The 26643-nt window shown below is 67.9% G+C and carries 24 protein-coding genes; 15 read left to right on the top strand and 9 right to left on the bottom strand.

Going from position 1 to position 26643, the window contains the following annotated elements; genetic code table 11:
* Positions 1 to 113 precede the first annotated feature (113 nt).
* The gene (locus tag AC07U4_RS21240; RefSeq protein WP_495196960.1) at positions 114 to 1928 is read left to right on the top strand and encodes a putative bifunctional diguanylate cyclase/phosphodiesterase; all 1815 of its coding nucleotides are present in this window, start codon (positions 114 to 116) and stop codon (positions 1926 to 1928) included.
* 53 nt (positions 1929 to 1981) lie between these two features.
* Positions 1982 to 2353 carry a response regulator gene (locus AC07U4_RS21235; RefSeq protein ID WP_495196959.1) on the top strand — a complete coding sequence of 124 codons (372 nt, stop codon included), beginning with the start codon at positions 1982 to 1984 and terminating at the stop codon, positions 2351 to 2353.
* A 24-nt stretch (positions 2354 to 2377) separates the two neighbouring features.
* On the opposite strand, the gene AC07U4_RS21230 is transcribed toward AC07U4_RS21235, so the two are convergent.
* The 4 genes from AC07U4_RS21230 to AC07U4_RS21215 form a co-directional block, all read right to left on the bottom strand.
* A complete protein-coding gene (locus AC07U4_RS21230; protein WP_495196958.1) occupies positions 2378 to 3109 on the bottom strand; it encodes a TorF family putative porin in 732 nt (243 codons plus the stop codon).
* 5 nt (positions 3110 to 3114) lie between these two features.
* On the bottom strand, positions 3115 to 3564 hold the full coding sequence (locus tag AC07U4_RS21225; protein ID WP_495196957.1) for a hypothetical protein: 450 nt from the start codon (positions 3562 to 3564) through the stop codon (positions 3115 to 3117).
* A gap of 539 nt (positions 3565 to 4103) precedes the next feature.
* On the bottom strand, positions 4104 to 4301 hold the full coding sequence (locus AC07U4_RS21220; RefSeq protein WP_495196956.1) for a hypothetical protein: 198 nt from the start codon (positions 4299 to 4301) through the stop codon (positions 4104 to 4106).
* A gap of 130 nt (positions 4302 to 4431) precedes the next feature.
* The gene (locus AC07U4_RS21215) at positions 4432 to 4725 is read right to left on the bottom strand and encodes a hypothetical protein (RefSeq protein WP_495196955.1); all 294 of its coding nucleotides are present in this window, start codon (positions 4723 to 4725) and stop codon (positions 4432 to 4434) included.
* Positions 4726 to 5442: 717 nt separating this feature from the next.
* On the opposite strand from AC07U4_RS21215, the gene AC07U4_RS21210 reads away from it, so the two are divergent.
* Positions 5443 to 6249 (top strand): hypothetical protein, encoded by an 807-nt coding sequence (locus tag AC07U4_RS21210; RefSeq protein ID WP_495196954.1) that lies wholly within the window; start codon positions 5443 to 5445, stop codon positions 6247 to 6249.
* Positions 6250 to 6527: 278 nt separating this feature from the next.
* Here the strand turns inward: AC07U4_RS21210 and AC07U4_RS21205 are convergent, their stop codons facing one another.
* A complete protein-coding gene (locus AC07U4_RS21205) occupies positions 6528 to 8378 on the bottom strand; it encodes a hypothetical protein (protein ID WP_495196953.1) in 1851 nt (616 codons plus the stop codon).
* A gap of 174 nt (positions 8379 to 8552) precedes the next feature.
* Between AC07U4_RS21205 and AC07U4_RS21200 the strand changes: the two genes are divergently transcribed.
* Together AC07U4_RS21200 and AC07U4_RS21195 are read left to right on the top strand one after the other, a co-directional pair.
* A complete protein-coding gene (locus AC07U4_RS21200) occupies positions 8553 to 9335 on the top strand; it encodes a metallophosphoesterase family protein (RefSeq protein WP_495196952.1) in 783 nt (260 codons plus the stop codon).
* 151 nt (positions 9336 to 9486) lie between these two features.
* Positions 9487 to 9762, top strand: coding sequence for a hypothetical protein (locus AC07U4_RS21195; RefSeq protein ID WP_495196951.1), 276 nt, complete (start codon positions 9487 to 9489; stop codon positions 9760 to 9762).
* 155 nt (positions 9763 to 9917) lie between these two features.
* Here AC07U4_RS21195 and AC07U4_RS21190 read toward each other — a convergent pair whose 3' ends face one another.
* Together AC07U4_RS21190 and AC07U4_RS21185 are read right to left on the bottom strand one after the other, a co-directional pair.
* On the bottom strand, positions 9918 to 10187 hold the full coding sequence (locus AC07U4_RS21190) for a hypothetical protein (RefSeq protein WP_041394085.1): 270 nt from the start codon (positions 10185 to 10187) through the stop codon (positions 9918 to 9920).
* A gap of 71 nt (positions 10188 to 10258) precedes the next feature.
* Positions 10259 to 10861 carry a transglutaminase-like cysteine peptidase gene (locus AC07U4_RS21185; protein WP_052075863.1) on the bottom strand — a complete coding sequence of 201 codons (603 nt, stop codon included), beginning with the start codon at positions 10859 to 10861 and terminating at the stop codon, positions 10259 to 10261.
* A gap of 194 nt (positions 10862 to 11055) precedes the next feature.
* On the opposite strand from AC07U4_RS21185, the gene AC07U4_RS21180 reads away from it, so the two are divergent.
* The 5 genes from AC07U4_RS21180 (at position 11056) to AC07U4_RS21160 (ending at position 16414) form a co-directional block, all read left to right on the top strand.
* Positions 11056 to 11679, top strand: a complete 624-nt coding sequence (locus AC07U4_RS21180; RefSeq protein ID WP_245640930.1) for a polysaccharide biosynthesis/export family protein — start codon at positions 11056 to 11058, stop codon at positions 11677 to 11679.
* Positions 11680 to 11845: 166 nt separating this feature from the next.
* A complete protein-coding gene (locus tag AC07U4_RS21175; protein WP_156143938.1) occupies positions 11846 to 12280 on the top strand; it encodes a hypothetical protein in 435 nt (144 codons plus the stop codon).
* A 12-nt stretch (positions 12281 to 12292) separates the two neighbouring features.
* A complete protein-coding gene (locus AC07U4_RS21170) occupies positions 12293 to 13606 on the top strand; it encodes an outer membrane beta-barrel protein (protein WP_495196950.1) in 1314 nt (437 codons plus the stop codon).
* Positions 13607 to 13639: 33 nt separating this feature from the next.
* On the top strand, positions 13640 to 15784 hold the full coding sequence (locus AC07U4_RS21165) for a GumC family protein (RefSeq protein WP_495196949.1): 2145 nt from the start codon (positions 13640 to 13642) through the stop codon (positions 15782 to 15784).
* 6 nt (positions 15785 to 15790) lie between these two features.
* Complete coding sequence (locus tag AC07U4_RS21160) at positions 15791 to 16414, top strand: hypothetical protein (protein WP_495196948.1); 624 nt, start codon at positions 15791 to 15793, stop codon at positions 16412 to 16414.
* Positions 16415 to 16550: 136 nt separating this feature from the next.
* On the opposite strand, the gene AC07U4_RS21155 is transcribed toward AC07U4_RS21160, so the two are convergent.
* Positions 16551 to 17912 carry an O-antigen ligase family protein gene (locus AC07U4_RS21155; protein ID WP_495196947.1) on the bottom strand — a complete coding sequence of 454 codons (1362 nt, stop codon included), beginning with the start codon at positions 17910 to 17912 and terminating at the stop codon, positions 16551 to 16553.
* Positions 17913 to 18104: 192 nt separating this feature from the next.
* Between AC07U4_RS21155 and AC07U4_RS21150 the strand changes: the two genes are divergently transcribed.
* From AC07U4_RS21150 to opgC, 3 genes are all read left to right on the top strand, one after another.
* Entirely contained in the window at positions 18105 to 19148 is a 1044-nt protein-coding gene (locus AC07U4_RS21150; RefSeq protein ID WP_495196946.1) for a cell wall hydrolase, read from the top strand.
* A 41-nt stretch (positions 19149 to 19189) separates the two neighbouring features.
* Positions 19190 to 20464: a glycosyltransferase gene (locus tag AC07U4_RS21145; protein WP_495196945.1), complete on the top strand. Its 1275-nt coding sequence runs from the start codon at positions 19190 to 19192 to the stop codon at positions 20462 to 20464.
* Between the two features lie 87 nt (positions 20465 to 20551).
* Positions 20552 to 21697: an OpgC domain-containing protein gene (gene opgC, locus AC07U4_RS21140; protein ID WP_495196944.1), complete on the top strand. Its 1146-nt coding sequence runs from the start codon at positions 20552 to 20554 to the stop codon at positions 21695 to 21697.
* 175 nt (positions 21698 to 21872) lie between these two features.
* On the opposite strand, the gene AC07U4_RS21135 is transcribed toward opgC, so the two are convergent.
* Entirely contained in the window at positions 21873 to 22343 is a 471-nt protein-coding gene (locus tag AC07U4_RS21135) for a PilZ domain-containing protein (RefSeq protein ID WP_495196943.1), read from the bottom strand.
* A 558-nt stretch (positions 22344 to 22901) separates the two neighbouring features.
* On the opposite strand from AC07U4_RS21135, the gene AC07U4_RS21130 reads away from it, so the two are divergent.
* Together AC07U4_RS21130 and AC07U4_RS21125 are read left to right on the top strand one after the other, a co-directional pair.
* Positions 22902 to 24848 carry an oligosaccharide flippase family protein gene (locus tag AC07U4_RS21130; protein WP_495196942.1) on the top strand — a complete coding sequence of 649 codons (1947 nt, stop codon included), beginning with the start codon at positions 22902 to 22904 and terminating at the stop codon, positions 24846 to 24848.
* Between the two features lie 669 nt (positions 24849 to 25517).
* Positions 25518 to 26546, top strand: a complete 1029-nt coding sequence (locus tag AC07U4_RS21125) for an acyltransferase family protein (RefSeq protein WP_495196941.1) — start codon at positions 25518 to 25520, stop codon at positions 26544 to 26546.
* The last annotated feature ends 97 nt before the right edge of the window (positions 26547 to 26643 follow it).

The following is a 26643-nucleotide window of genomic DNA, read 5'->3' as shown; positions in this document are numbered from 1 at the left end:
AAATGCCTCGCCCGACGCCGTCCAGGCGCGGCGAGGCGTTTCATGGCGGCTCGGCGACCGCCGGCGGTCGGCCGCCACACATATTTAAGACATTGTTTCTAATCCAAATCGCAATGAAACCGCGCGCGAACGACGTCGAAGACGCCCGGCTGGATGCCCTCGCCCAGCTCAAATTGCTGGACACACCGCCGAGCGAAAGCTTCGATCGCATCACCCGCATGGCGAGCCAGATCTTCGGCCTGCCGGTAGCCGCCGTCTCGCTGACCGATCGCGACCGGCAATGGTTCAAGTCGCGCGTCGGTATCGATCATTGCAGCATCCCGCGCGACAAGGCGCCGTGTGCCGCGGTCGCGGAATCGACCGCGCCGCTGGTCGTCGAGGATCTGCTGGCTGACCCTCATTACGCCGACAGCGTGCTGGCGCGCGCGGGTACGCGATTCTACGCCGGCGCGCCGCTGATCACCAGTGACGGCTATGGCCTGGGCGCGCTGTGCGTCCTGGGCACCGTGCCGCGGCAGGTCTCGCCGGCCGAGCTGGCCGGGCTGGTCGATCTCGCCGCGATGGTGATGGCGCAGATCGAGTTGCAGCACGCCTTCGGCCGAATCGATCCGATCAGCGGCCTGCCGACGCGCAACCAGTTCCGCGACGATCTGACCGATCTTGCGCGCGACCGTGGCAGCGAGCCGCGCTTCGCGGTGGTGGTCGATCTCGCGCGCGACGACCAGATCAGCCGGATCACGCGCGTGATGGGCGGCACGCGCGTCGACGAGCTGATCCGCGAAGCGGCGCGCTCGCTCGCCCGGATGCTCGGGCCGAGCCGGACCGTCTATCACGTCGGAGCGGCGCAATTCGCCTTCCTGTCGCCGCCCGACACCGAACAGGCGGCCTATCTCGAAGTGCTGCAATCGGGGTTCGCGCTGATCCGCCGATCGTCCTCGGCACGGTTCGTCACCAGCGTCGCGATCGGCGTGCGGCCCTTCGTCCTCGGCGACGTGCTGCCCGACGACGTGCTGCGCGGCGCAGCGAGCGCCGCGCAGGATGCGCGCCGCGCCGACGGGTCGATCGCGCTCTACTCCGCCGCCAACGACACCGCCCACCAGCGCCAATATCGTCTGTTGCGCGATTTCGGCGCGGCGCTGGAGGCGGGCGACCAGTTGCGGCTGGTCTATCAGCCGCGGCTCGACATGGCGAGCGGCCGCTGCGTCGGCGCCGAGGCGCTGCTGCGCTGGCGGCATCCGCAGCTCGGTGAGATCTCGCCGGCCGAATTCATCCCGATCATCGAACAGACCTCGCTGGCGCGGCCGACGACGCAATGGGTGCTCGATGCGGCGATGGACCAATTGGCGCACTGGGACCATGCGGCGATCACGCAGACGCTGTCGGTCAACATCTCCGCCGCCAATCTGACCGAGGCCGACTTCGTCGCGCGCGTCCAGCACGGCCTCGCGCAGCGTGGTCTGCGTCCCGACCGGCTCGAGATCGAGCTCACCGAAAGCGCGATCATGGCGCAGCCCGATCAGGCGCTCGCCATGCTGCGCGAACTGGCCACGGCGGGCATCTGCCTGGCGATCGACGATTTCGGCACCGGGCACAGCAGCCTCGCCTATCTGCAGCGGCTGCCAGCGCGCGTGCTCAAGATCGACCAGGCCTTCATTCGCAACCTGACCGGCGCGCAAGGACCCGATTTCGTGCTGGTCGAGACGATGATCGGCCTCGCCAAGAAGCTCGGCTATCACGTCGTCGCCGAGGGGATCGAAACCGAAGCCGCGGCGATGGTGCTCACCCGGCTCGGCTGCGACGAGGCGCAGGGCTTCTGGTTCGCGCGGCCGATGGAAGCGGGCGACTTCGCCACGTGGCTGGCGGACCATCGCGACCGGCAGGTCGTCGACAGTCAGACGGCCGTCGCCTTGCAAATATCGTTACACTAACGGAACAATCCTGCTTTGACGGCATTTTCCAAGCGGTTAGCTGGAAGTCCCTAATGCCGCACGTCTTGATCATCGAGGATTCCTATCTGTTTGGTCAGTTCGTGTGCGATGCCGCGATCCTCGCGGGTGCGCGCACCGTCGAGGTGGCGGAGACGGAGGCCGAGGCCGAACAGGCGGCGACGCGTCGCGTGCCGGCGTTGATCGTCGCCGACGTCAGGCTGCGCCGTGGCACCGGCGTCGCCGCGGTGCGGCGGATCACCGGCGCGGGCGGTCCCATCCCTGTCCTCTACGTCACCGGCCATCCCGAGGGCTGTCGCGGCTGCCCGTCCGCAGGCACGGTGATCCAGAAGCCGGTGTCGCACGACCGGCTGCGCGATACGATCCAGCGCTTCATCACGCGACCCGTTCGGTCCGTTACCCACTGACGGACATCGCTCCGGCCGGTGGGATCAGAAGGACAGTTGCGCGCGACCGACCAGCCGGTCGCCGGCGTGGCGCGCATCGGCGAAGCGGGTGCTGGCGTCCGCCTGCGCGACATCGGTACCGAGATAGTCGATGCCGAAGGTCAGCCGGTCGCGGCGATGCTCGACGCCAAGCCGCCAGTCGACATAGCTGCCGCCCGGCCGCAGCCGGTCCGCGCGGACGGGATCGGTGACGCTGCCCGAGGAATGGCCGAGCCCGGCCAGCAGGGTGAACGGCGTGCCGGGGATGCCGGCGTTGGCGTCGGCGCGGACATGCACGTTGCTGCCGCCGATCGCATCCTGCGACGGCGCGACCGCGACGCCGAGCGTCGCGTAGATCGGGCCATAGCCATAGCCTGCGGTGGCACCGAACTCGACATAGTACAGCCGGCCGCGCGCACCGGCGAACAGATGCCCGGTCGCGGTGGCGTCGAGCCGGATCGCGCCGAGGTCCCAGCCGGTGCCGGCGGTCAGATCGACGACAGCCTCGGCGCCGGCATGGCGCGGACTGTCGCGCAGCGTCACCGCGCGCACCGACGCGTCGAGCGCGCCGCGCGAACCACGCAGTTCGCCGGCGACTGCGGCGCGGCCGCCGCTCCAACTCAGTCCGCGCCGCACCTCGTCGCTCGTCACTTCCGCGCTCGCGGTCACGCCGGCGGAGGGCACGTCCTGCGCCGCGGCGGGGGCCGCCGCGACGAGCCCCAGCATCATCGCCCGCATGCGTATCATCCGGTGCGTTCCGCCCCGTGCAGCCGGTCGAGTTCGGCGCGCAAGGCGGCATGATCCTCTTCGGCGACCGTCACCAGATGGCGCTGCATGTCGCCGGCGCGGTTGGCGACCTCCTCGCTGATCGCGGACCGGTTGGTGATGCACCAGCCCGGCCGGGTGCCGGCGATCGCGGGCGTATCGGCGATATGGCGGCTCATGCTCGTGCCGCCGGTGCCGGTCGCGTGGCGGGCGACGGTCATCTTCGCGGTCCAGTCGCAGTGCAGCGTCGCGCCGCGGCCGCCGCCCGTCGCGGTGCCGACCTGCTTGTGGTGGATTGCGACATCACCACGATAAGTAACGGCGACGCGGCCGCTATGGTGATCGAGCTGCGTGCGATGATCCACGGTCATGCCGAGCGTGGCGCCGGCAGCGCCGAGCGCCAGACCGGCGAGTAGCATATAAGCCATCATGTCTCTCCTTGCGGCATCCCGGCCTGTCCCGGCCGGTGATGCGGATGTTGTGGGACCATGGTCCTACAATCCGGGCAAGGGGCCTCGGGTTGCGGCGCCGGCGGTGCGCAACAAAATGTAAGACGGGCGCAGCATCGGCAGCGGCGATCGGCGGTCATCGGTGCGCCGCGGCATTAGATCTGCGCACGCCTCGACCCGCATAATTGCGCGATTGGTCGCCATACGTTCGCCTGTCCTAGGTCAACGCCAGCCATCCGGACGAGAGGTCGGGAGACCACGGAAACAGACGGCGGGCAGTTCCTGTTTTTTGCACAACTTATACGGCGGGCCGTGGCGTCAAGCGTCTGGGAACAAGCGGAAAATGCCGTCGATACAATTCATAAGGTTCCTTAAGATGGTACAATTACGGGGCCAAAATCTTGCAACAACAAGATAGGTGGGCCTTAAGGAACCTTAAGGTGGCTTGATTGAGAGACGAGATTTGCAAGCCGGCCGGGAAGCTCTTCCGCGATAGGCGGATCATCTCCGAACAGCCGTCATCGGGTCGGCACGGGGTACCCGGCGAAGCGGTCGCCATCGTCGCGGTCGGCGCGTTGCCGTTCGTCCAGCGTCGCGAAGATCGCCGCCTGGTCGAGGTGCGCGCGCCGGCGCGCCGTGGTCGGCGAACGGGCGGCCAGATCCAGTTCGGTTTGCGCCAGTTGCGCAAAGTCGATCGGCACGGACAGGTCGGACAATCACGGGCTCCTTCGCAGTCGCAGCATGCGAGTGGCAAGCTACGAACAAACTTGCCGAATGATGCAGCCGCAGCCGTCCCGCGGGATGAAACGGTGCGGACGCCGGCCCAAAGGACCGGCGTCCACTCGGTCAGAAGCGCAGGCGCACGCCCGTCGCGATGCTCTCGCGATGGTCGTCGCGGCCGGTCTGCGCCTCGACGGTCGAGAACAGCTCGATGCCGCCGTTGAGGCGATAGCCGACCCCCGCCGAGACGGTTCCGACCAGCGGCGCGCGCTGCGCCCCGAAGGCGCCGAGTACCAGCGGCGCACCGGCATAGCCGCCGAACGCCTCGGGCCTGCGGGTCTGCAGCTGCGCGCGCAGGCCGAAACCGACATAGGGGCGGAAGGCGGCGTCCGAAGTGTCGGCCGAATCATTAACTATCAAGACCCAGCCGCCATCGTGTCGGGCAGCCGTCTCACAGTCGCAATAGACCGTACCCGAACCACGAAAACGCTCCCGTTGCATCCGGCTTCGAAAAAAAACCACGCCCCGGTACGGACGTTCACCCCGCGTCCGGACACCCCCCGCCATCGCCCCACTTTCACCGTCCCGACGGCCATCGCAGCGGTCGCGCATCGCCCCGTTTTGAGACGCGATAGACCCGTGATGGCTGGTAAAACCCGTGTGTTTGGATAAGGATAGCCCAAGCAAGGTGAGGCGTTTGCGTGCTGAGATTTCTCTGCCGGCACGGCATCCACCGATGGCAGCACAAGCCTGCCACGGCGAGGGTCGGGACGACGATTTCGAGATGTTGTCGCTGCAATGCGGTGCGGGTGACCCATGCCAAAAAAACAAAAGATCCGTCTACCCCTTGAACCTCTTTCCCAAATTGGTACGTTAACCTCCTAAGGCGAAAACGCTGGGAGAGGTTCTGATGCGTATTTTCAATTACCCCGAAGCCGAGCGTCACCCCTTTGGGGCGCATGGCATCCTAATCGCGCTGCCGATCGCCGCCGCGCTCTGGGCGGGCATCATCGCGACCGTATTCTGATCTGACGCCGCGGCGTGGCCGGGCAGGCCATGCCGCGGTCCGGCGTGCCGTCGGGCGCGCCGGCGCCTGTCGCGGTTCCGCGGTTCCGGATTCCATCCTATGATGGACGCATGAAGATAGGCAGCGCCTCGCCGGCGGTTTCCGCCGATCCGCAGCAGTTCGGCATCGCGCCGGTCCAGGACGTGTCGGCAAGCGACGGCACGGTGGATGTCGGCGCCCCCGATCCCAACCGCATCGATCCGCAACAGCCCCATCCCGTGCATCGCCCGGATGCGCACAAGGTGTCGGGCGCGAGCGAGACGCTAGAAACGCTGCGCGCGGTGAAGCGCAACGCGGAGATCGCGCGCGCGCATGCCAGCAAGAAGCTGCAGGACCTCAAGGCGCAGCTGCATCTGGTCGAGATGATGCACACCGGCGATCCCGCCCGGCACGGACAGGCGGTGGCGCAGATCGCGCGCGAACTGGCCGCCTCGGTGCAGGCGTTCATCAGCGTCGGCGGCATGCCGATCGATCTTAGCGCGATCGACATCGATCCGGTCAAGGACACCGCCCCGCCGAAGGCGGTCAGCCCGACCGATCCGGCGGTGCTGGTCGCGGCGGCCGCGGTCGCCGCCACCCGTGGCGACGTGCAGCATGCCGCCGTGATCCAGGCCGCGACCGCGCAGCGCGACACCGAGGCCGCCGACCTGACCAGCGCCGTCACCAGGGTGAGCGATGTGACCAGCGTCGCGGTCACCGTCGGCGAGGATCCCGACGCCGCCTTCGCCCGCGATGCGCGCGCGCTGGCCCGCGATCTCAAGGCGAGCGTGCGGCGCCGCCACGAGCAGGACGGCGACGACGGCGATGCGGCGGCCGACGACGTCGATCGCGCACTCGCCTCGCCATCGAACACCACGGCCGCGCCCGCCGCCATCTGATCGCAGGGGCGCTAGTGGCCTACCCTGCTGGCGATGACCGGACCGATAGGCACAGCCGTCCACCGCCGGCGCCCAGTCCAGCGCCGGAAGGCACGTACAACGGCCAATCTTGCTAGGTCGTACCGCGATCGCTTGCGAGGGGATCGAGTGCGATCCCCCGACCCATTTGTGGCGATCAACGGCGCGCTGTCGCTGCGTCTCGCCTGGTAACGGACGAACGGGCCGCCGGCGGGGTGCCGGCGACCCGTTCCCCGGGACGTTGGCGCGATGCGCCGCGATCAGGACGCGCGGTACATCTTGATCCGGTAGTTGGTCGTGTCGGTGCCGGCGGCATTCTTGTTTGGCCCGACGACGAAGGTGATGACGTCGCCCTGCTTGAGGCTGATCCCCTTGAGGCTCATGTCGTAATGGCCGTTGAAGATCGTCGCCAGCACGGTCTGCGAATTGACCACGACCTGCACGTCGATGCCGTCCGCCGAGTTGGCGTTGACGTCCCACACCCCGCTGATGTCGAACTTGCCGTCATAGGGCGAGGTGTAGCGCAGGATCGCCTTATAGGCGTCGGGCGACCCGCCGGTGTTATAGTCGACCGGGCTCACCGTATTGGCGTTGATGTTGAACGGGCGCAGCCAGTCGATGCCGATATAGGGCATCCAGTCCGAACTCGCGACCTCGCCCCCGCCCTGCGTATAGGCCAAAGTATAGGCCTGTGACCGCACGCCATAAGCGAAATAGGTCCATGGCCCCTCGAACTTGGTCGAGCCGTCGAGCGAATTGGTGAAGTCGAACTGGTCGTAGCTGTCGGCGACGAGCTGGCTGGAGCCGAGCACGACGGTGTCGCCATAGACCAACGGACTGTCGCTGACGATGATCGTCGGCGACTTGGCGTCGATCGTCGTCGGCTGGGCGATCTCGATGCCCTGCGAATTGTAGAATTTCGCGCTGGCCTTGACCGTCAGGCTGCGCGGATCGCCCCAGACGACCATCGCATTCTGGCCGAACTGATAGGCATAGACGAAGGGATCGGTGGCGATCCGCCGGCCTGCGCCCCTGGCGAGGACCTGCGTCGCCATGACCTTATAGCCCTGCCCCGGCGGCAGCACCGCGCCCGAGAAGGAGGCGAGCGCGACGTTCTTGTACCAGATGTTGTTGGGGCCGCCCTGCTGGCGCAGCGCGTACCAGTCGGCCTCCGCGACGCCCGCGGTCGCCATCACCGCGACGCTCTTGACCAGATAGTCGGCGGTGTCGACGACGCTGTCGAGCTCCTTGGCGAATTCGGTGACGTGGATCGGCTTGGCATTGGCGCCCATCGCCGACTTGAGGACGGTGAGCTGCTTTTCGAGCTGTTCGGCATCGGTCGTATAGGGATGGACGACGATGCCATCCATGTAATTGAGCCCGCCCATCGCGAACAGCGGCTTGAAATAGCCGACCGGGATGGCGAGCGCCGCACCGCCGAGCACCTTGACGTCGGCATGCGTCGCCTTGACCGCGGTATAGACCGCCTTCAGCGTCTCGTAATAATATTTCTGGCGCGCCGGATAGCCGTCGTTGAGCACCGGACCGGTGACGAAGTTGAAGGCGTTGTATTCGTTGCCGACCTCGATCGTCTTGACCTTGGGGAAATGGTCGAGCGTCGCGACGATCATCTTGGCGTAAGCGGCGCGGCCGGCGTCGGTATAGGGCGTCAGGCCGCCGTCGTAGAGCGGATTGGTGTTGTCGAACAGCAAGGTGACCGGGAAGCCGCTGTCGCTGACGTTGTTGATCCAGCTCACCTTGGCCGAGTTGAACTGATAGACGCCGGGCGACTTCTCGATCTCGGTCCAGGCGACGCCGTCGCGTACGGCGGCCGTGCCGAGCGACCTGGCGGTCTGCAGGATCGAAAAGTCCCAGGTCTGCTGGCCGAACGCGGTGGCGGCGCCAAGGATCATCGCGCTCGGCGTGGTCGCGACCGGGGTCGGAGTGGGGGTCGCGGTCGGGGTCGCAGTGGGCGTCGGCGTTGCCGTGGGGGTCGCGGCGGGAACGACGACGACGGCGCCGGACGAACCGGCCGCGCTTTCGCCGGCAGCACCTCCGCCGCCTCCTCCGCAGCCACCGAGCAGCAGCGCGCCGCACGTCGCAAGAGTCATTCGGAAGTTCAGCATGACGATCCAACTTGAGATTATTCTCAAGTTCTTAGCGGCGCCGAGTTAAATATCGGTTGCCGCTTGGCGGATATGATGGTTGGAGCCGCTCGCCGTTTCACCCCGTCCCGCCCGATCCCGCTTCCCGTTGGTCCGCCCGCGGCATGTCTGGTTGTCCCAATGGTATTCCGAAGCCGCCGCCCCGCGACCGAACCGTGCCTGCCGCCGGGCCGGCGCGTCTATGCGATCGGCGACATCCACGGCGAGGCGGATCTGCTGATCCGCCTGCTTGAGGCGATCCGGGTCGACTCCCACGCCCGCCCGCCGGCTGCGGTGACGTTGGTGTTCCTCGGCGACTTCATCGATCGCGGCAAGGATTCGGCGACGTTGCTCAAGGTCTTCTCGCTCGCCGACGCCGATGCCGAAGACGTGAAGGTGCTGAAGGGCAATCACGAGGCGGCGCTGGTCGACGTCTATCGCGGCGACGAGGAGGCACTCGCCTTCTGGCTGCAGTTCGGCGGGCGCCCGACGCTGGAGGGGCTGGGCGTGCCGGTCGGCGGGCGGCCGTTCGACAGCGCCCGCACGCTGGCGCTGCTGCGTGGCGCGCTCGACGGCGCGATCGTCGACTGGCTCGACCGGCTGCCGCATTCGTGGAGCCTGGGTGATTATTTCTTCACCCATGCCGGCATCCGGCCGCGGGTACGGCTGACCCGGCAGGATCCCGACGATTTGTTGTGGATCCGCGAACCTTTCCTTTCGAGCAAGCGCCGACACGAGAAAGTGGTCGTCCACGGCCATACCGTCGAGCCCGGCATGCCGCGGCTCGGCGGCAACCGCATCGGCATCGACACCGGCGCGCACGAGACCGGCTGCCTCACCGCGCTCGGCTTGGAAGGCGGCGCGCAATGGCTCGTTCAGGCGCGTGACGGCCGCCCGCGCATCGTCAGTCCGCCGCTCGGCTAGCGGCCGCGGTGCCGGGCGATATCGCGCTCACGCCCCGCCCCGGTTCCACCGCAGTGCAAAAGAATCCGTGGCTTGGATGGTAGAGGCTCGCGTCCTGACGCGTTCGGTCGGGCGGCGATGTTCGCCGACAATCGCAACCGGGAGTATCTCTATGCTTAAATCCGTCATGCTGGGCGCCTCGACGCTCGCCCTCGTCGCCAGCCCGATCGCTGCCAGCGCCGCGCCGACCGTCGCCGCGCCGGCCAATGCCGCAAGCGCGCTGTCGCTGTCGTCCGCGCATCGTGCCGGCACGCCCGCAGGCAAGTCGAGCAAGCTCGCCGGTGCCGGCATCGGTCCGATCGCCGCAGCGGTGATCGTCGCCGGTATCGCGATCGGCGCCGCGGTGCTGATCAGCGACAAGGAAGACAATGATTCCGACAGCAACTAAGCTGTGACGTCCGGCCCCGTCCGTCGTACGCGGCGGCCGGGGTCAGGCTGTTGCCGGTCTACCGCAACGAAAAAGGGCGCCCGGTTGACCGGACGCCCCCCAGTCCGGAGCTGTGCTTGGGAACAGCCCGGCCTGACCCGGAACTTCGCCGGCCGTCAGATACCGTTCGACAGATTGGTGTCGGGGTCGTTGGTGCGCATGTCATCGGCCTGATTCTGGCCGGTCGCCCGCACCGCGTCCGCCTTGTTCTCGAGGCTGGCTTCGGCTGCGCTGGTGCTCGCATTGTCCGCGGCGTCTTCCAGATTGTCGGCAACCGCTTCGCTGTTCGCCTCGATATTGTCGGCAACCTGCTCGCGCGGGCTGGAATTGCAGGCCGACAGGCTGGCCAGACCGGCCGCCATGGCGAGAACCACCATCTTCTTCATCGAAATTACCCCTGTTATCGAACGGCTTGAAAGCCGAAGGGGGTCAATCGCCGAGCAATGGGTAAGTTCCGTCAGGAGCTGCGCTGGATGCCGAACCAGCGCGCCGGGTCCTGCCCCGACTGCGCGCCGATCCAGCTATAGGGCACGTCGCGCCACATCCGGATACCCGCGGCGCGGCTGTCGAGCACCAGATCGCCCGAGCCGGTGCGCGCGACCAGCACGACATGGAGGCCGATGCGCCGCGCATAGCCGACGGCGAGGAACAGATTGTCGGGCGGGAAGCCGGCCTTGATCAGCTCCAGCCGCTTCTCCAGCGCGATATCCTCGCAATCGCCGACCGCGCGGCGGCCGCGACCCGACGGCGTCCACACCTCCGCACGGCCGTAGGCGCGCAGATCGCTCTCTTGGCGGACATGACGGTTGACGGTGCGGTTGACCTGATCGAGCAGGCGCAGGTCGTCGGTGATCTCGGTCTCGCCCGTCCAGGGCTGGTTGCTGCACAGATCGGGGCGCGTCTCGCACATCACCGCAAAGCCGCGTGGCGGGGTGATCGGCTGGGCGAGCGCGATGAACAGGTCGGGCCGGCTCGCGCTCGCCGGGGTGGCGGACAGCACGGCCAGCGCCGCGGCGAGGAGGGCCGCGATACGGCCGGTCGAGGAGGGCGCGGTGATCATCTCGTCATGTAATGTACCGCGGGAAGGTTAAGGAAAATTCCTGTGCCGTCCCAGAAAAGGGCGCGTTGCGGGGCGTGTCCGACAGGTGACAATAATCGCGACCTGCGCTAGCCTTAACCGATTGAGACCGCGGCTGCGGCGGTCGTTCGGAAGATAGAGTGGCAAATGGGGAAGTCCGGCGAATGAAAATCCTGATGACCCTGATCGCGGCGATCGGCCTGGCGGGTTGCGGCCCTGCCCTCGCCTCCGGCCAGACCGCGCCGACCACCGCCAGCGCGCCGGCGCGCCCTGCCGCCACCGCCGCGGGCGGCGTCACCGCCTCGGCGCAGGCCGGTCCGGCGGGCGTCACCGCGTCGACCGACGATTACCGGCTCGGCGTCGCCGACAAGATCCGCATCCTGATCTTCGACGAACCGTCGCTGTCGGGGGAATTCCTGGTCAACGCCAACGGCAAGCTGTCGCTGCCGCTGATCGGCGACGTCGATGCCGCCGGCGTCACCACGACCGCGCTCGCCGCGACCATCCAGCGCAAGCTCGCCGACGGCTATCTGCGCGAGCCGCGGGTCAGCATCGACGTGCTGACCTTCCGGCCCTATTATATCCTCGGCGAGGTCAACAAGCCGGGCGAATATCCCTATTCCTCGGGGCTCACCGTGCTCAACGCGGTCGCCACCGCAGAGGGCTTCACCTATCGCGCCAGCAAGAAGTCGGTGGTGGTCAAGCACGCCGGCGAGGCGACCGAGGAGACGGTGCCGCTGTCGCCCGATCTGCGCGTCCGTCCCGGCGACACGATCCGCATTCGCGAGCGTCTGTTCTAGCAACCGGCCCGGCGACGGCCCCCTTTCCGTCGCCGGACCCACGTCGAAACCGTGTGATTAGGGCCATTATTGTCCCGAAATCGGACGGAATGTTGGCCGGGCCATGCCACGTGATTGCCGATTGCGGCGTTATGTGACACAGACTTGTCAACTAAGGGGTTCAGCTATGCGATTGGTTTTGTTCGGCATGGCGGCGACGCTGTCTTTCGTCGGTGCCAGTGGTGACGCGCAGATCCCGGTGACGCCGCTGTCGCCGATGGTGTCGCGCGACGATCCCAACGTCATCGCGCTCTATACCGAGATCATGCGGACGATCGCCGGCGTTCCCGCCCCGGCGGGCCGCGACCAGCTCGAAGCGCAGATCGCTTATACGGTCGATCAGAGCCAGGCCAATTGCCCGGTCGTCGTCGCCGCGCTGCACGAGGCGCTCGACGTGCCGCGCAGCCCCAAGCCGACCGTCGAGGCGCTGCGTGACGTGCTCACCAACGCCTCGCGCTGCGACCGCTACGGCACCGCCGCGGTCGGCGGCCCGGGCGCGACGCTTGCCCAGGGTCCCGCCGTCGGGATCGGCGGTGGCAGCTCCAATTACGCCTCGTTTTAATTGATGACTTTGATGACAGGTATTTCGATGCGGCTGCCCTTTGTTGCCCTGGCGGGCATGCTGACGATGCCATTCGCTGCCGGCGTGGCGCAGGCGCAGTCGACCGATTCCAATCTGGTCCTGCCCAATTTGCCGCTCGACTTTGATCGCGGCAAGAACACCAGCGTCCTCCAGCGCGAGCGCCCGGAATATCAGGCGCAGGGCGTGCGGGCGGGCTCGTTCCTGCTCTACCCGAAGCTGGAACTCGGTGCCGGTTTCAGCGACAACGCCTATCAGGTCGACAACAACAAGCAGAGCGACGTCTATGCGCTGATTGCGCCGTCGATCGCCGCGAACAGCAACTGGTCGACGAACGAGCTGAACTTCAACGCCGGCGCGCGGCTGCGCCGCTTCGCCAGCGAGACGCCGCGGAACGAGACCAACTACAATATCGACGCCAGCGGCCGGCTCGACGCGACGCGCTCGCTGACCTTCAACACCCTGCTGCGCACCGCACGCTCGACCGAGCCGCGCTCGTCCGCCGCCTCGCCGCAGGATGCCGCCGAGGCGATCCAGTTCCAGCAGACCACCGCCAGCGTCGGCAGCGCCTTCGCCGGTGCGCGCATTCGCGGCCAGGTCGCGGTCAGCGTCGACCAGTTCAACTTCTCCGACGTCCGGTCCTTCTCGGGCGGGCTGATCAGCCAGCAGGGCCGCGACCAGGTGCTGCTGCGCACCACCGCGCGCGGCGAATATGCGGTGTCGCCCGACACCTCGCTGTTCGTGCAGGGCGGCTATACCGACACCACCTACAAATATCCGCTGACCACCGGCATCCCCAATCGCGATTCCAAGGAATTCAACGTGATCGGGGGCGCGAGCTTCGATCTGTCGGCGCTGATCCGCGGTGGCATCGGGGTGGGCTACGTCAACCGCCGCTACGATTCGCCGATCTATCGCGACATTTCGGGCATCGCGGCGGAAGCGAAGGTCGAATATTTCCCGACCCAGCTCACCACGGTGGGGCTCAACGTCCGCCGCACCGTGCAGGACAGCTATTTCGGCACCAGCAGCGGCTTCTTCGCGACCGCGGCCGCGCTGCGCGTCGATCACGAACTGCTCCGCAACCTGCTGCTCAACGCGCAGGTCGGCTATGAGCAGGACGATTTCGTCAACCAGAACGGCCGGTCGAAGATCGTCCGCTACAGCGCCGGCGGCCGCTATCTGCTCAACCGCAATTTCGGTTTCGGCCTGCTGGTCGGACGCGACAACCGGTCCGCCCGCGGCAACGTCGGATTACAGGCTTTCGACGAAACCCGTGCGCTGTTATCAATCGTCCTGCAGCGCTAACGCTGTCGTCCCCCAAGGGAAAATAGCGACCGTATGAACAAGATGTCCACGCTGGCCGAGCAAGATGAAGCAAGCCGCTTCGACCAGTCACGTCATGTCGGACGGCGCGCTGTCACCCTGAAATCGGTCGGCGAAGCGATCCGTCGCCGCTGGATCATCGTGGTCGTCACCGCGCTGGTGGTGTTCGCGGCCGCGCTCGGCACGGCGCTGATGCTGACGCCGAAATATGACGCGTTCGCCAAGGTGCGCATCACCCCCAATGCCGCCTCGCCGCTCGACTTCGGCAACGGCACCGAACAGCCCGCCGACCAGACCGCGGTCAACACCGAGGTGCAGGTGATCGGCTCGCGCGCCACCGCGCGCAAGGTCGTCACCCAGCTCGGCCTCGATCGCGATCCCGAATTCACCGGCAAGGGCCCCGCCAACACCGCGATCGAACGCGCGACCAGCGGCGTGCTCGAGCACCTCAAGATCAACCGCGACGACAAGAGCTATCTCGTCCTCATCGGCATCCGCTCGATCGATGGCGCCAAGGCGGCGCGGATCGCCAACACCTATGCCAGCACCTATGTCGCCGGCACCGCCGACAATCTGATGGGCACTGCGGCGAAACAGTCGCAGTCGATCCAGAACCGGCTGCGCGAGCTCGGCGCCGAGGTGCAGTCCGCCGATGCGCGCCTCGCCTCCTATCGCGCGCAGAGCGGCATCAGCCAGAGCGGCGAAGGCGGCACGATCACCGATCAGCAGATCGCGCCCTTGTCGATGCAGCTCGCCACCGCCGAATCCGAAGCCGCCGCGGCGCGCTCGGCGGTGTCGGTGGCGGAACGGCAGAATGCCACCGGCGGTACCGACGCGATCTCCGCGGTGCTGTCGTCGGGGGTCATCGCCGACCTGCGCCGCCAGCGCACCGAGGCGGAGAAGCGTCGCGCCGAGCTCAGCTCGCGCTACGGCCCGCGCTATCCGCTGTCGATCCAGGTCGCGCAGCAGATCGAATCGCTCGACGCGCAGATCCGCCAGGAGGCGCAGCGCGTCGTCGGCGGCCTGCGCAGCCAGGCGCTGTCCGCCGAAGCGCGCGCCGCCAGCCTGCGCAATCGCCTCAACACGCTCCAGCGCGGCGTCGCCCGCGACGATCAGGCATCGGTGATGGCCGGCAGCCTCGAGCGCGACGCCGAGGCCAAGCGTACCGCCTACACCCGCCTCGCGCAGGCGGCGCAGCAGTCGACGCAGGCGCAGCGCGTCTCGACGCCACAGGCGAACATCATCGAGAATGCGACGATCCCGACCAAGCCGACCTTCCCGCAGGTCAAGGCGTTCGCCGCGGCCGGCCTGCTGATCGGCCTCGTCTTCGGTCTCGCCGGCGTGCTGCTGTTCGAGGGGCTGAGCTCGACGATCCGCAAGCCCGAGGACATCGAGACGATGCTCGGCCTGCCGTTCGTCGCCTCGGTGCCGCGTCTGCCGACGCCGTGGAAGCTGCGGTCGCGCCGCGTCGCCAATCCGGCGACGACGCTCGTCGCCAAGCCGATGACGGTCTATGCCGAGGCCTATCGCGCGATCCGCTCGTTCATCGTGTCGCGCAACCAGAGCCAGCCGACCCAGGTGATCGCGCTCGCCTCGACGTTGCCGGGCGAGGGCAAGACGACCAGCGCGCTGTCGCTGGCGCGGATCATGGCGCTGAGCGGAGATCGCGTGCTGCTGATCGACTGCGACGTGCGCCGTGCCGGCGTGTTGCGCGCGCTCAACCGCTCGGTCGACACCGGTCTTGCCGACGTGCTCGAAGGCCGTGCGTCGATGGCGCAGGCGGTGATCCCCGACGAGGTCGACGGGCTCGACCTGCTGCTCGTCCAGGGCTCGCTGTTCACCCCGATCGATCTGTTCGGCGGAGGGCGGATGGAAGCGATGCTCGCCGAGGCGCGCGGCCGCTACGATTTCATCATCCTCGACACCCCGCCGCTGCTCGGCATCGCCGATGCCCGCACTTTGGTCGGTCTCGCCGATGCGGTGATGCTGGTCATCAAGTGGAACACGACGCCGATCGCCGCGGTGGATGCCGCGCTCGCCGGGCTCGAACAGAGCCAGGGCGAGGTGCTCGGCGCGGTGCTGACGATGGTCGATCACCGCTCGGAAGCGATGGGCGGCCTCTATTATTCGGCGCGTTACTCCTCTTATTACAACGAATAGGCAGCGGTGACCCGCTCCCGCCTGAGGCCGGCGTGGCTGGCGGCTGCGGGGGTGACGCTCGTCCTGTCGGGCATGGCGATCGGCAGCGAACGGCGCGTCGCCGCAGTCGCTGCGGCGCGCGACGCCGAACCACCGGTCCGCGCCGCGCTGCTCGCCGAGGCGGCGGGCTGGCGGCCCGCCGACGTGCCGCCACGCGCCGCGATCGGGCTTGCCGCTTTGTGGTTGCGGCAGGCCGGCGCCGCGGTGCCGCCCGGCTCGGATCGCGCCAGCCTCGCCCATGCGCGCGCGATGCTCGCGGTTGCCGATGCCGGCCGGCCGGACGCCGCGGCGACCTTGCTGCTCCATAGCCAGCTCGCGATCGCCCCCGGCGACCATCCGACCCCGGCGAGCCTGCGGGCCTTCATCGCCAGTTATGCCGCCGCACCCTTCCTCACCGCCGAGGGCTTCTGGCGCGCAGCCTATGCGGCACGCTACTGGCGCGACCTGCCCGCCGCGACGCAGGAGGCGGCGGTCGCCGAGGCGGCGTGGCTCGCGGCGCTCGACGGCCGCTTCAACGACCGGCTGGTCGACATCATGGGCGGCTCGCCGATGTCGGTCCGCTTCGCGCTGCGGGTGCAGCCCAAGCCTTGAGGCGTGACGACGGGAGGCTGCCTGCTTACCCGCCTCCCAGCCCGTTCGCCCTGAGCCTGTCGAAGGGCAGGTAGGTCCCAAGGTGCTTCGACAGGCTCAGCACCAACGGATGGATATTCGCACCAACGGATGGATGTCAGGTCGTCGAGGCCTTCGCGCGCCGCGGTCGCTTCCGCGCCGTCACGGGCCGTCGCGGCGCCACCGGCCGCCGCGTCGCGCCGCTCGCCAGCGCCGCACCCCATACCGAGCCGAGCAGCACCGCGAACACTGCCGCCACCGCCGGTACGTTGAGCGCGATGTCGACCATCGCGCTGCCGGCGATCGCGAGCAATGCGCACAGCGGCGCGACCGACCACCAGTCGCGCCGCGCCCGCGCGATCTGGAAGGCGATCGCCGCCAGCGCGATCAGCAGCAGCGCTAGCCCCGGCCAGCCCGCCTCGATCGCGAGCTGCACCGGCGCATTGTGCGCGGCGCCGAAATTCCAGTAGAGCGGCGCCACCTCCGCGGTCAGCGTGCGCTGGTTGACCTCGTAGAAGCTGCCGAGGCCATGGCCCCACAGCGGGCTCTGGTTGGCCACGCCGGTGTAATGATCGATCACCGCCCAGCGCGATCCGGCATCCTCGGGTAGATAGGCCGAGCGGTCGGCGACCGGGGTGAACACTGCGACCAGCACCAGCAGCACGATCAGCGCCAGCGCCGCGGGACCGAGCAGTCGCAGCGGCGGCCGGCCGTCCTGCCAGCGCCGCCAGCGCCGCACCAGCAGCAGGACGCCGCCCAGCATCGCGAGCAGCACCGCGCTGCGGCTGCCGGTCAGCGCGCACAGCACCAGCGCCACCGCGCTCCCGGCCAGCGCGGCGAGGCGCAGCTGCATCGCTTCCTCGTCGGGGGCGAGCGCCAGTCCGCCGGCGAGCAGGGCGAGCGCCGCGAAGGTGATGCCGGCGGCATTGGGATTGCCGATCGTGCCGCTGTAGCGCGACGCGCGCGCGCTGTCGTACAGCCAGTCGATAGCATCGACCGCCGCCCAGGCGAGATAGACCAGCCCGACCAGCGTCAGCACCCGTATGACGCCGCGCGCCGAGCCGGCGCGATAGGCGAGCAGCGCGGCGACGAGGGTCAGCAGCGTCGTCGCCAGCGCCTTGGCGAGCGCGAGGCCGAACAGGTCGGCGGCCGGATTGGCGGGCACGCCGAGCGCGCTGCCCAGCCCTTGCGGCAGCAAACCGGGCAGCGCCGCCCACGCCAGCGCCACGGCGAGCAGCGCGAGCGGCAGCCGCGCCAGCCGCCAGAAGCGCGACGCGGCCGGCGACAGCGCGATCACCGCGATCGCAAGCAAGGCATCGGCGAAGGCGGCGATCGCGCTGGCGAGGCCCTGATTGGCGCCGCCCGCAAGGATCTGCACGACGACCAGCCCGGCAAGCGCCGGCGCCGCCCAGCCGAGCGGACGCGGCGCCGATGTCGGTGGTGCGGGCGAGGCACGCTCGCGATCGGGCAATACGCTCATATCCCTCCCCTGTCCGACCGAGCCGTGGCCAACCGGCGGTTCGCGACGACCCTAGCCAATGCAATCGCCTCTGCCAGCTTGCAAATGTCCCGAAAACACACGATGCGGCGGGGATCGATCCGATCCCGCGCAGGACACCCGCCGAACGATCGGCATAAGGGTGCGGCCGCCCCGATTGCCCGAGGACCGCCCGTGTCGCTTTCCCATTCCCAACGATCGACGCTCTGGGGCCTCGCCGCGGTGCTGCTTGTCATCGGGCTAGTGACTGCGCTGCTGACGATGGACGACGACAGCACCTTCCTCGACGCCATTCCCTTCGGCCCGGCGCGCACTAAGGTCGAAGCCCCCGCGCCGCTGGCCGAGGACGAGCTGCCGCTCGACACCTTCGTGCCGAGCGCGATCCTCAAACTGTCGCCGCAGGATGCGCTCGCCCGCAATCTCGCGCTGCCGCTCAGCCATGCCAGCAACCCGCTGGCGCCGCCCTTCGTCGCCGCCTGGCTCGGCGCCGATCTCGAACGCCAGACCGTCTGCCTCGCCAATGCGGTCTATTACGAGGCGAACGGCGAGCCGCTGAGCGGCCAGCGCGCGGTCGCGCAGGTCGTGCTCAACCGGCTGCGCCATCCGCGCTATCCCAAGACGATCTGCGAGGTGGTCAACCAGGGGTCCGACCGGCCGACGGGCTGCCAGTTCAGCTTCACCTGCGACGGTTCGCTCGCGCGGGCGCCCAATCCGGCGCGCTTCAAGGTCGCGATGGGTGTCGCCACCGCCGCGCTCGACGGCTGGACCTCGGCCGAGGCCGGACAGGCGACGCATTACCACACGCTCTACGTCTTCCCGAAATGGGCGCCCGAGCTGCTCAAGCTCGGCATCCTCGGCCACCATATCTTCTACCGCCTGCCCGGCCAGCCCCACGATTACACCGCCTTCCGCACCGCGGCCGCGGCGCTGCCCACCGACCCGGCGCTGCTCGCGCCGACGCTGCCCGATCCGACGCTGCCGGCGAGCGACGTCGATACGCGCGCGGTCGTCGGCGTGCCGCTCGCGCTGCCCGCTTATCCCGGCCCGACCGTCACCGGCACCACGTCGGACAGCGGCGCGGGCGCGGGCGGCGGCAGCGGCGCGACCGCCGGCCAGCCGGCCCCCGCCGCGACCCCGACCCCGGCCGCCAAAGCGACGCCGCGCAATTATTTTCCCGATCGCCGCGACACGCGTTCCCATCTGCCGCTGCCCCAGTAAGTTCGCGGCATGGCGCTGCTTTTGCAACAGGACCCTATTCGATGACCGTAGACCCCACGCCCGGCGAGAGCATCCCGGCCCGCCCGCGCAAGGTGGCGATCGTCCATTACTGGCTGGTGACGATGCGGGGCGGCGAGCGCGTGCTCGAGCGGATCTGCGATCTCTATCCCGACGCCGACATCTTCACCCATGTCGTCGACGAGAATGCGCTGTCGCAGACGCTCAAGCGCCATCGCATCTTCAGCACCTTCATCAGCAAGCTGCCGCTGGCGAAGACGCAATATCAGAAATACCTGCCGCTGATGCCCGCCGCGCTCGAGGCGCTCGACCTCAGCGCCTACGACCTCGTCATCAGTTGCGAGGCCGGGCCGGCCAAGGGCGTCATCACCCGCCCCGACGCGGTCCACGTCACTTATTGCCACTCGCCGATGCGCTACATCTGGGATCAATATCACGCCTATCGCAAGGCGAGCGGCAAGCTCGCCGGCCTCTACCTGCGGCTGGTCGCGCCGCGGATGCGCGCCTGGGACCGGATGAGCGCGTCGCGGCCCGACGTCATCATGGCCAACAGCCAGTTCGTGCGCCGGCGCATCGGCAAATTCTGGGGCCGGGAGGCGAGCGTCGTCTATCCGCCGGTCGACGTCGACATCTTCCAGCGCAGCGATGCGGTCAGCGACGAATGCGTCTGGATCAGCCAGCTCGTCCCCTACAAGCGCCCCGACATCGCGGTCGACGCCTTCACCCGCAGCGGCCGCAAGCTGCACGTCATCGGCGACGGGCCGATGCTCGAGACGCTGAAGGCGCGCGCCGGCCCCAACGTCCGCTTCACCACGCGGATGCGCTTCGACGAATTGCGCGCGGCCTATGCGCAGGCACGCGCGCTGATCTTCACCGCCGAGGAGGATTTCGGCATCATCCCGGTCGAATCGCAGGCTGCCGGGCGCCCGGTGGTGGTCTTCGGCCGCGGTGGCGGCACCGAGACGGTGATCGACGGCGAGACCGGCATCCACTTCCACGAACAGAGCGCGGAGTCGCTGATCGCGGCGATGGAGCGGTTCGACGCCTGGCTGCCCGGCTTCGATCCCGAGGCGGCGATCGCCAACGCCAGCCGCTTCGCCCGCGCCAATTTCCTGCGCGACTTCGCCGCGGAGGTCGCGCGCGCCGAACGGCTGGTCGCGGCCGACAGCGTGCTGGCGTCGGACCGGGAGCTGGCGGACACCGGTCGCCTGCCGCCGGCCGGACGCCTGCCGGTGACGGAAGGCCGTGCCGCCCCCGATCGGGACACCGGCGGCATACCGGTCGACGTTGATGGGTGACGATCGCGAAGCCGTGCGTTAAAATGCAATAATGCGAAAGCCGCGGATGGATGTCGCGCGGTCATCCATCATCGGGGGGCAATAACCATGCAGGCGAACGGCGTCCCGCGCGAAACGCGTATCGATATCGTACGCGGCGCGGCGATGCTGATCATCGCCATCAACCACATCACCGTCGCTTTCCGGATCTACGGCCTCAAGGGATTTGGCATTCCGACGCCGACCGCGCTCGGATATTCGTCGTCGGCTTCGATCTTCGTGATCATGTCCGGCTATATGGTCGGGATGGTGTATCAGCGGAAACCGCGGCCGGCGCATGCGGTCCTGGCGCGTGCCCGCACCCTCTACATCGACAATCTGCTGCTGCTCGTCGGGGTCGCCCCCGTCCTGCTGCTCATGCAGCGGTGGGAGGCGGTCGCCTGGGACGCCGGCTTCCTGTTCGACGCCCCCCTCTCGGGGCTGCTGATGTTCGTCGCCCTGCTCAGGGCGCCGGCGTTGCTCGACGTGCTGCAGCTCTACGTGATCTTCATGCTGCTCACGCCCGCCGCCTTGTGGCTCCATCGTCGCTCGCCGGCCGCTTTGGCCGCGCTGTCCGTGACGCTGTGGCTGCTCTCGCAACTCGCGACCGCCACCCTTCTCCTCGACGCCAAGCTCGTCGAGTGGAAGTTCAATCCAGCCGCCTGGCAGCTTCTGTTCTTCATACCGTTGATTCTGGGCTCTGCGCGCGCTCATGTCCCCCTGTTCCGGCTGCTCGAGGCGCATAGATGGATCACCGTCGTCGTCGGCGTTGTTGCCGCCGCCTTCGCGGTCGCCAAGCTGCTCCACGTCGAAGAGGCGATCCCCCGCTATTGGCTGCTGACGTCCAAGGGTAATCTGGGCACCTTGCGGCTCGTCCACGCACCGGTCGTGATCCTGTTCTACTGCGGATTGCTGACGCTCAGCCGCCGGCTGCCGGAATGGGCGCCGATGCGCGCCCTCGCCTGCGTCGGCCGGCAGACCCTGTATTGCTATATTGGGAGTGTTTGGCTGACCTATATTCTCGCGATCGCATGGAGCCGCTTGGGCGGCGGTTACTTGACGTATCTTACGTCGGTACTGTTTTCGCTGCTGGCCACCTTCGCCATCGCCGTGCTATTCGATGCGCGATCGGGACGGCGGGCCGCACGCATGCGCGAGACCCAATCGCGCGACGGCGACCGGACGATACCGGCGAGGGTGGGAGAGGCGACGTGAAGGGCTATGTGATCGAAACCGCCAGCATGGTCGTCGGCATTCCGGTGCTGATCGCACTGAGCGCGGCCGACATGATCATCACCCTGCTGCGCCGATCGCCCGCGGCCTGAAGCCGAAGGCTCGTCGGTCGGGCGAAAACGATCGGCCGGCGCTTACTATCCCCCGCCCTCGACGCTCAGGTCAGCGCGAAATACAGGCCGGCTGCGACCGCCCAGCCAGCGGCGGCCGCGACCGTCGCGATCGCCAGCTTGGTGCGGCCCGAATAGGGTTCGACATAAGGTTCGGGAACGTGGTCGAGCAGCGACGGGCCCGCAGCGATCGGGAAGGCGATCGGTGCGACCGGGCCGGCGGTGAGCGCGCGGGTCAGCATCTCCTGCGTGATCGGCGTGACGAACTCGCAGCCGTAGACGTCGCCGTCCTGCCGCGTCACCCGCGCCTGATGCACGCCGATGCCGGCGAAGCCGATCGACGCCTCGCTGCCCAGCGCCATCGCCGGGCCGCCCGACAGGCGGAAGCCGGTCAGCGACAGATCGTCGATCATCACGTCGTGGGGACGCGTCACCTGGTCGCGCAGCGTCGCGTTGAGCCCGACCGGGAACCGTTCCGAGCTGCGGTCGTCACTGATGATCTGAGCAGTTATCGCCATATCGCACCCTAATCTTCTGGATATAGCTCTAAGCCAAAAAAGGTAAAGACAGTGTGAACGATGTTCACCGGCCGTACCAGCTTATTCGCAACCGTTGTGGCAACAGTGATGAACAGAAAGACCGCGGCGATAACACTCATGGCCGATCCCGCGCGTCTGGACCCTGCCGGGACTGCGATCGCGCTGTTGCAGCGCACGTGTCGTGCCGATCTGTTCTTGGTCAACAGGCGTTAACTATACCAGAGGCGGCGGGTCGGTGCTGTTGCTCGGCCGTCGTCTGCATTCCTCTCCCGTCGGCCGCGGTCCGGCGCGCACCTGCATCGTGCTTATGGCCCCATATCAGGCCAGCGACGCGCCGAAAGCAATGGTTCAATGCGGGTGACAGACGATGAAGGAACCGCTAATCAATGCGCTAAGCGGCTGCGGCGCGGCTTGCGGTCCAGGATCACGTCGGTCCCGGTCCGTCGATGTCATCATCGGAGCAGAGAGTATTGGCGTTCGTTGCGGCCGTGCGCCCCGTCCCCGGGACGCCCCTTTCTCTTGCGGCGCGGTCCTGACGTGGCGCTAGGATCGGCGGGCGTCCCCGCCCCGGCCGCCGCCACCCGCACCACCGCCGTCGCGGCGACCGCCTCGCATCGTACCGCGCTCGCCTCGATCCTCGCGGTCGGCGGGCGCCTGCTGTCGCGGCTGATCGATCTCGTCGCGCTGATCGTGCTGGCGCGGCTGTTGCAGCCCGCCGACTTCGGCCTGATCAGCATCGCGATGAGCCTGATCTTCATCGTCGAGGCGGTGATGGAACTGCCGGTGTCGCAGGTGCTGCTCGTCGAGCGCGACATCACCCGGACGATGATGGACACCGCCTTCACGCTCAGCGTGCTGCGCGGCGTCGTCCTCGCGATCCTGATCGGCGCGGCGGCCTGGCCCTTCGCGATGGTCTATGGCGACGCACGATTGCTGCCGCTGATCGCCGCGCTGGCGCTGGCGCCGGCGTTCCGCGGCATCAGCAACCCGCGGCTGGCGCTGTACAATCGCGATCTCGACTTCCGCCGGACCGTCGCCACCGAATTGCTCGGCAAGGTCGTCTCGCTGTGCGTGTCGATCGGCGTCGCGGTGGCGACGGGCAGCTATTGGGCGCTGGCGCTCGGCACCATCCTGTCGCCGGTAACGGCGTCGCTGATGTCGTTCGTCCTCGCCCCCTATCGTCCCACTTTCTCGCTCAAGGACTGGCGGCTGTTCCGCAATTTCCTGAGCTGGCTGAGCGGCGCGCAATTGTTCTCCGCCTTCGCCTGGCAGATGGACCGGCTGGTGCTCGGCCGGCTCGCGCCGACCGCGACGGTCGGCCGCTTCACCATGGCGGACAGTCTGGCGTCGATCCCCGGGCAGGTGCTGCTGACGCCGATCCTCGGGCCGCTGTCGGCGGGGCTGGTCGCGGTGCGCGACGATCCCGAGCGGCTGCGCCAGGCCTATCTCAAGACCTTCGCGGCGGTCGCACTGCTCGGCTTTCCGATCCTCGCCGGCACCGCCCTGCTCGCCCATCCCGTCGTCAGCCTCGCGCTCGGCGCGAAATGGGACACGGTCGCGCCGATCCTGCAATGGCTGGCGCTCGCCGGCATTCCCGGCCTGTTGTGGACGCCGCTCAACGCGCTGGCGCTGGCGCTGCGCCGTTCGACGCTGATCTTCAACCGCCAGCTCACCGACTTCCTCGTCAAGGTGCCGTTGGTCATCGCCGGCGCCTGGTTCTTCCTGATCCCGGGCATCGCGGCCGCGCGGGCGGCCGCCGCGCTGGTGCTGGCCGGGATGGCGGTGCGCGCCGCGCGCGACGCCATCGAACTGCCGGTCTGGGCGCAGCTCAAGGCGATCCTGCGCCCGATCCTCGGTTGCCTGGTGATGGGGGCGATCGTCTTCCCGGTGGCGCAGCTGCTCCCGACCGATCTGTCGCGGCCGTGGCTGACGGTGGCGCTCGCCGCGCTCGCCGCGCTCGGCGCACTGGCGTTCGGCGCGACGGTGCTGCTGCTCTGGCAGGTCGCCGGCCGGCCGCAGGGCGGTGAATCGATGGTGCTCGGCATCGCCGCCAAGCTGCGCCGTCGGCGTGGCGGTGCCGCGGCGGGCGACGGCGCCATGGTGTCGCCTGCGCAGGAGGCGGCGCATGCCGATGCGCGCGACCAGATCTTCGCGCTCGCCACCGCCTCGACCAAGGTGAACGCCGAACCCGCCGCGGCGAGCGTCTATCGCATCCTCGATATCCTGATGCAGGCCAACCTCGTCCAGCCGACCGACAATCGGGCGATAGAAGGCGAGCAATATCAGCCGCGTATCACCCTGGTCTGCCAGAGGTGCGGGCAATCCACGCCGATCAGGGGCCATACCGCGGCGAATATCATCAGCGTTGCCGCCGGCGCCGCAGGGTTTCGCATGACCGCCAAGACGATCGAGGTCGACGGACATTGTGTACGCTGCCCGACCCCGTCGCGCCAAGTCGCCCGACCCTATCCGAAACGGCCATGATCCCTCGAAATGCCGCAGTGCCGTACATGAGCATTAATCCCGGATCGGGTCTGCCCATAGCCGGTCACCGCGAATATTGATCGTGCATTGCTCAAGGCGCGGATCGCGATCGCGCTATAATGGTCTCGACCGGCTCATGCTGTTTGAATGGCGTGGCGACCTTGATGCCCGCCTCGCGTTTATTTTGTATTTACCAAAACTGGCCTGGTCAAGTGTCGCTATTGGCCGTTATCGGGTCCAATGCTTTCCCATTGTTGAACACGGTGCGAGGCGATTTGGCGTTGCATATCGCAGCGCATCATTGTTAGATGCGGCAACGCGTTCACGAGGGAGCCTTTGATTAATCGTGAGCATGTCGGTTCCTACCCTCATCATAATCGCGGCGCTGGTCGGATTAAGTCTGATCGTGGTTTTGCTGAACCGACGGTCGAGGCGCAGAAGGCGGCGCGCGTATCGCAATTATTACAAGGACTGACGCTGCCCGGTAAAATTACCGGGGCGATCCCAGTCGCTTAGCCGTTTATCGCGCCACCTTTCGCAAAAGCTTGCCGGTCCGTCGCCGGGTTATGCTAACCTTTGCCGCCAACCTGTTGGCGGTGCTTGGCATCTCCCCGTCCAGATCGTGCCGACACCGTGTCGGGCCGGTCCGGCCGCCGGTCGATGCGAGGCTTGAGCGGAAAGGGATCGGCCATCGCGACGGCAATCGACGCTTCCCCGGTGACGCCGCCAGACGGCACGATCCGCCTCGCCGGCATCGACCTGATGCGGCTGGTCGCCTTCGTCGCGGTGGTGCTGATCCACGCGGTGTCCAACGGCGCCCAGGACGCGCCGGTCGCGGCCGACGTGATCGCATTGCTGTCGCGCTTCGCAGTGCCCTTCTTCTTCGTCGCCTTCGGCTATTTCATGCCGCAACGCTCGCCCGAGCGGACCGCATTGCGCCTGCTCGTCAGGCTCGCGCCGCCTTTCCTGGTCTGGGCGCTGGTCTACATCCTCTATTTCCAGGGCTCGCTCGCCGAATTGCGCTCGCCGGCGATGATCGTGCGGCTGCTGATCACCGGTCTCGACGGCCAGCATCTCTGGTTCCTGCCCGCGTTAGGCGTCGCCGGCGTGCTGTTCGCCGTCGTGCGCAGCCGGCTCGGCTGGGGCGCGGTGCTCGCGCTGGCGCTCGTCTTCTATGCGCTGGCGTTCGCCTTCGGGCCGTTGCGCCTGCTGCTCCATTTGCCGAAGCCGCCGTTCAACACGCGCAACGGCCCCTTCTTCGGCCTGCTGTTCGTCACCGCAGGCGCGTGGCTGCGCGATCGCGGCCGTCATATTCCGCTCCGCCTTGCGCTGGCAGTGTTCGCCGTCGCCGCGCTGCTGCAACTAGCCGAGGTCGCGGCGCTGGTCGCGGTCGGCACCATCCCCTTCCCGCGTTTCACCGACGACACGCTGATGACGATCCCTTATGGCATCGCCGCCTTCCTCGTCGCGCTGGCGATCCCGTCGAGCTTCCGACTGTCGCCGCTGTTCGCGCGGCTCGCGCGGCTCAGCCTCGGCCTCTATGTCGTGCACCTGCTGTTTCTCGACCTCGCGGCGCGCCTGCTGGGCCAGGCGGCGCTCGCCGCCTGCCTCGGCAATGCGCTGCTCGCGGTGCTGGCGTCGGCGCTGTGCGTCTTGATCCTCGACCAAATCCCGCCTATGCGTCGCCTGATCCGCTGATCCCTGCCCAAAATAGGACAGCAATCGCGCGTTCTCTAACCTTTCCCCTTTTGTTAGAGATCGTTGCACACCGCATCGTTGCTGCGGCGGTCCCCCA

Source organism: Sphingomonas sp. GW821-FHT02B09, from assembly GCF_059421875.1.
This window is presented reverse-complemented; position numbering and strand designations above follow the sequence as displayed.

Excerpts from the sequence above, each read along its gene's own strand:
- AC07U4_RS21235 (WP_495196959.1), top strand. The coding sequence starts at position 1,982 with ATGCCGCACGTCTTGATCATCGAGGATTCCTATCTGTTTGGTCAGTTC.
- AC07U4_RS21205 (WP_495196953.1), bottom strand. The coding sequence starts at position 8,378 with ATGACTCTTGCGACGTGCGGCGCGCTGCTGCTCGGTGGCTGCGGAGGA.
- AC07U4_RS21155 (WP_495196947.1), bottom strand. The coding sequence starts at position 17,912 with ATGAGCGTATTGCCCGATCGCGAGCGTGCCTCGCCCGCACCACCGACA.
- AC07U4_RS21210 (WP_495196954.1), top strand. The coding sequence starts at position 5,443 with ATGAAGATAGGCAGCGCCTCGCCGGCGGTTTCCGCCGATCCGCAGCAG.
- AC07U4_RS21240 (WP_495196960.1), top strand. The coding sequence starts at position 114 with ATGAAACCGCGCGCGAACGACGTCGAAGACGCCCGGCTGGATGCCCTC.
- AC07U4_RS21180 (WP_245640930.1), top strand. The coding sequence starts at position 11,056 with ATGACCCTGATCGCGGCGATCGGCCTGGCGGGTTGCGGCCCTGCCCTC.
- AC07U4_RS21230 (WP_495196958.1), bottom strand. The coding sequence starts at position 3,109 with ATGCGGGCGATGATGCTGGGGCTCGTCGCGGCGGCCCCCGCCGCGGCG.
- AC07U4_RS21135 (WP_495196943.1), bottom strand. The coding sequence starts at position 22,343 with ATGGCGATAACTGCTCAGATCATCAGTGACGACCGCAGCTCGGAACGG.
- AC07U4_RS21225 (WP_495196957.1), bottom strand. The coding sequence starts at position 3,564 with ATGGCTTATATGCTACTCGCCGGTCTGGCGCTCGGCGCTGCCGGCGCC.
- opgC (WP_495196944.1), top strand. The coding sequence starts at position 20,552 with ATGCAGGCGAACGGCGTCCCGCGCGAAACGCGTATCGATATCGTACGC.
- AC07U4_RS21200 (WP_495196952.1), top strand. The coding sequence starts at position 8,553 with ATGGTATTCCGAAGCCGCCGCCCCGCGACCGAACCGTGCCTGCCGCCG.
- AC07U4_RS21170 (WP_495196950.1), top strand. The coding sequence starts at position 12,293 with ATGACAGGTATTTCGATGCGGCTGCCCTTTGTTGCCCTGGCGGGCATG.
- AC07U4_RS21190 (WP_041394085.1), bottom strand. The coding sequence starts at position 10,187 with ATGAAGAAGATGGTGGTTCTCGCCATGGCGGCCGGTCTGGCCAGCCTG.
- AC07U4_RS21165 (WP_495196949.1), top strand. The coding sequence starts at position 13,640 with ATGAACAAGATGTCCACGCTGGCCGAGCAAGATGAAGCAAGCCGCTTC.
- AC07U4_RS21145 (WP_495196945.1), top strand. The coding sequence starts at position 19,190 with ATGACCGTAGACCCCACGCCCGGCGAGAGCATCCCGGCCCGCCCGCGC.
- AC07U4_RS21185 (WP_052075863.1), bottom strand. The coding sequence starts at position 10,861 with ATGATCACCGCGCCCTCCTCGACCGGCCGTATCGCGGCCCTCCTCGCC.
- AC07U4_RS21195 (WP_495196951.1), top strand. The coding sequence starts at position 9,487 with ATGCTTAAATCCGTCATGCTGGGCGCCTCGACGCTCGCCCTCGTCGCC.
- AC07U4_RS21175 (WP_156143938.1), top strand. The coding sequence starts at position 11,846 with ATGCGATTGGTTTTGTTCGGCATGGCGGCGACGCTGTCTTTCGTCGGT.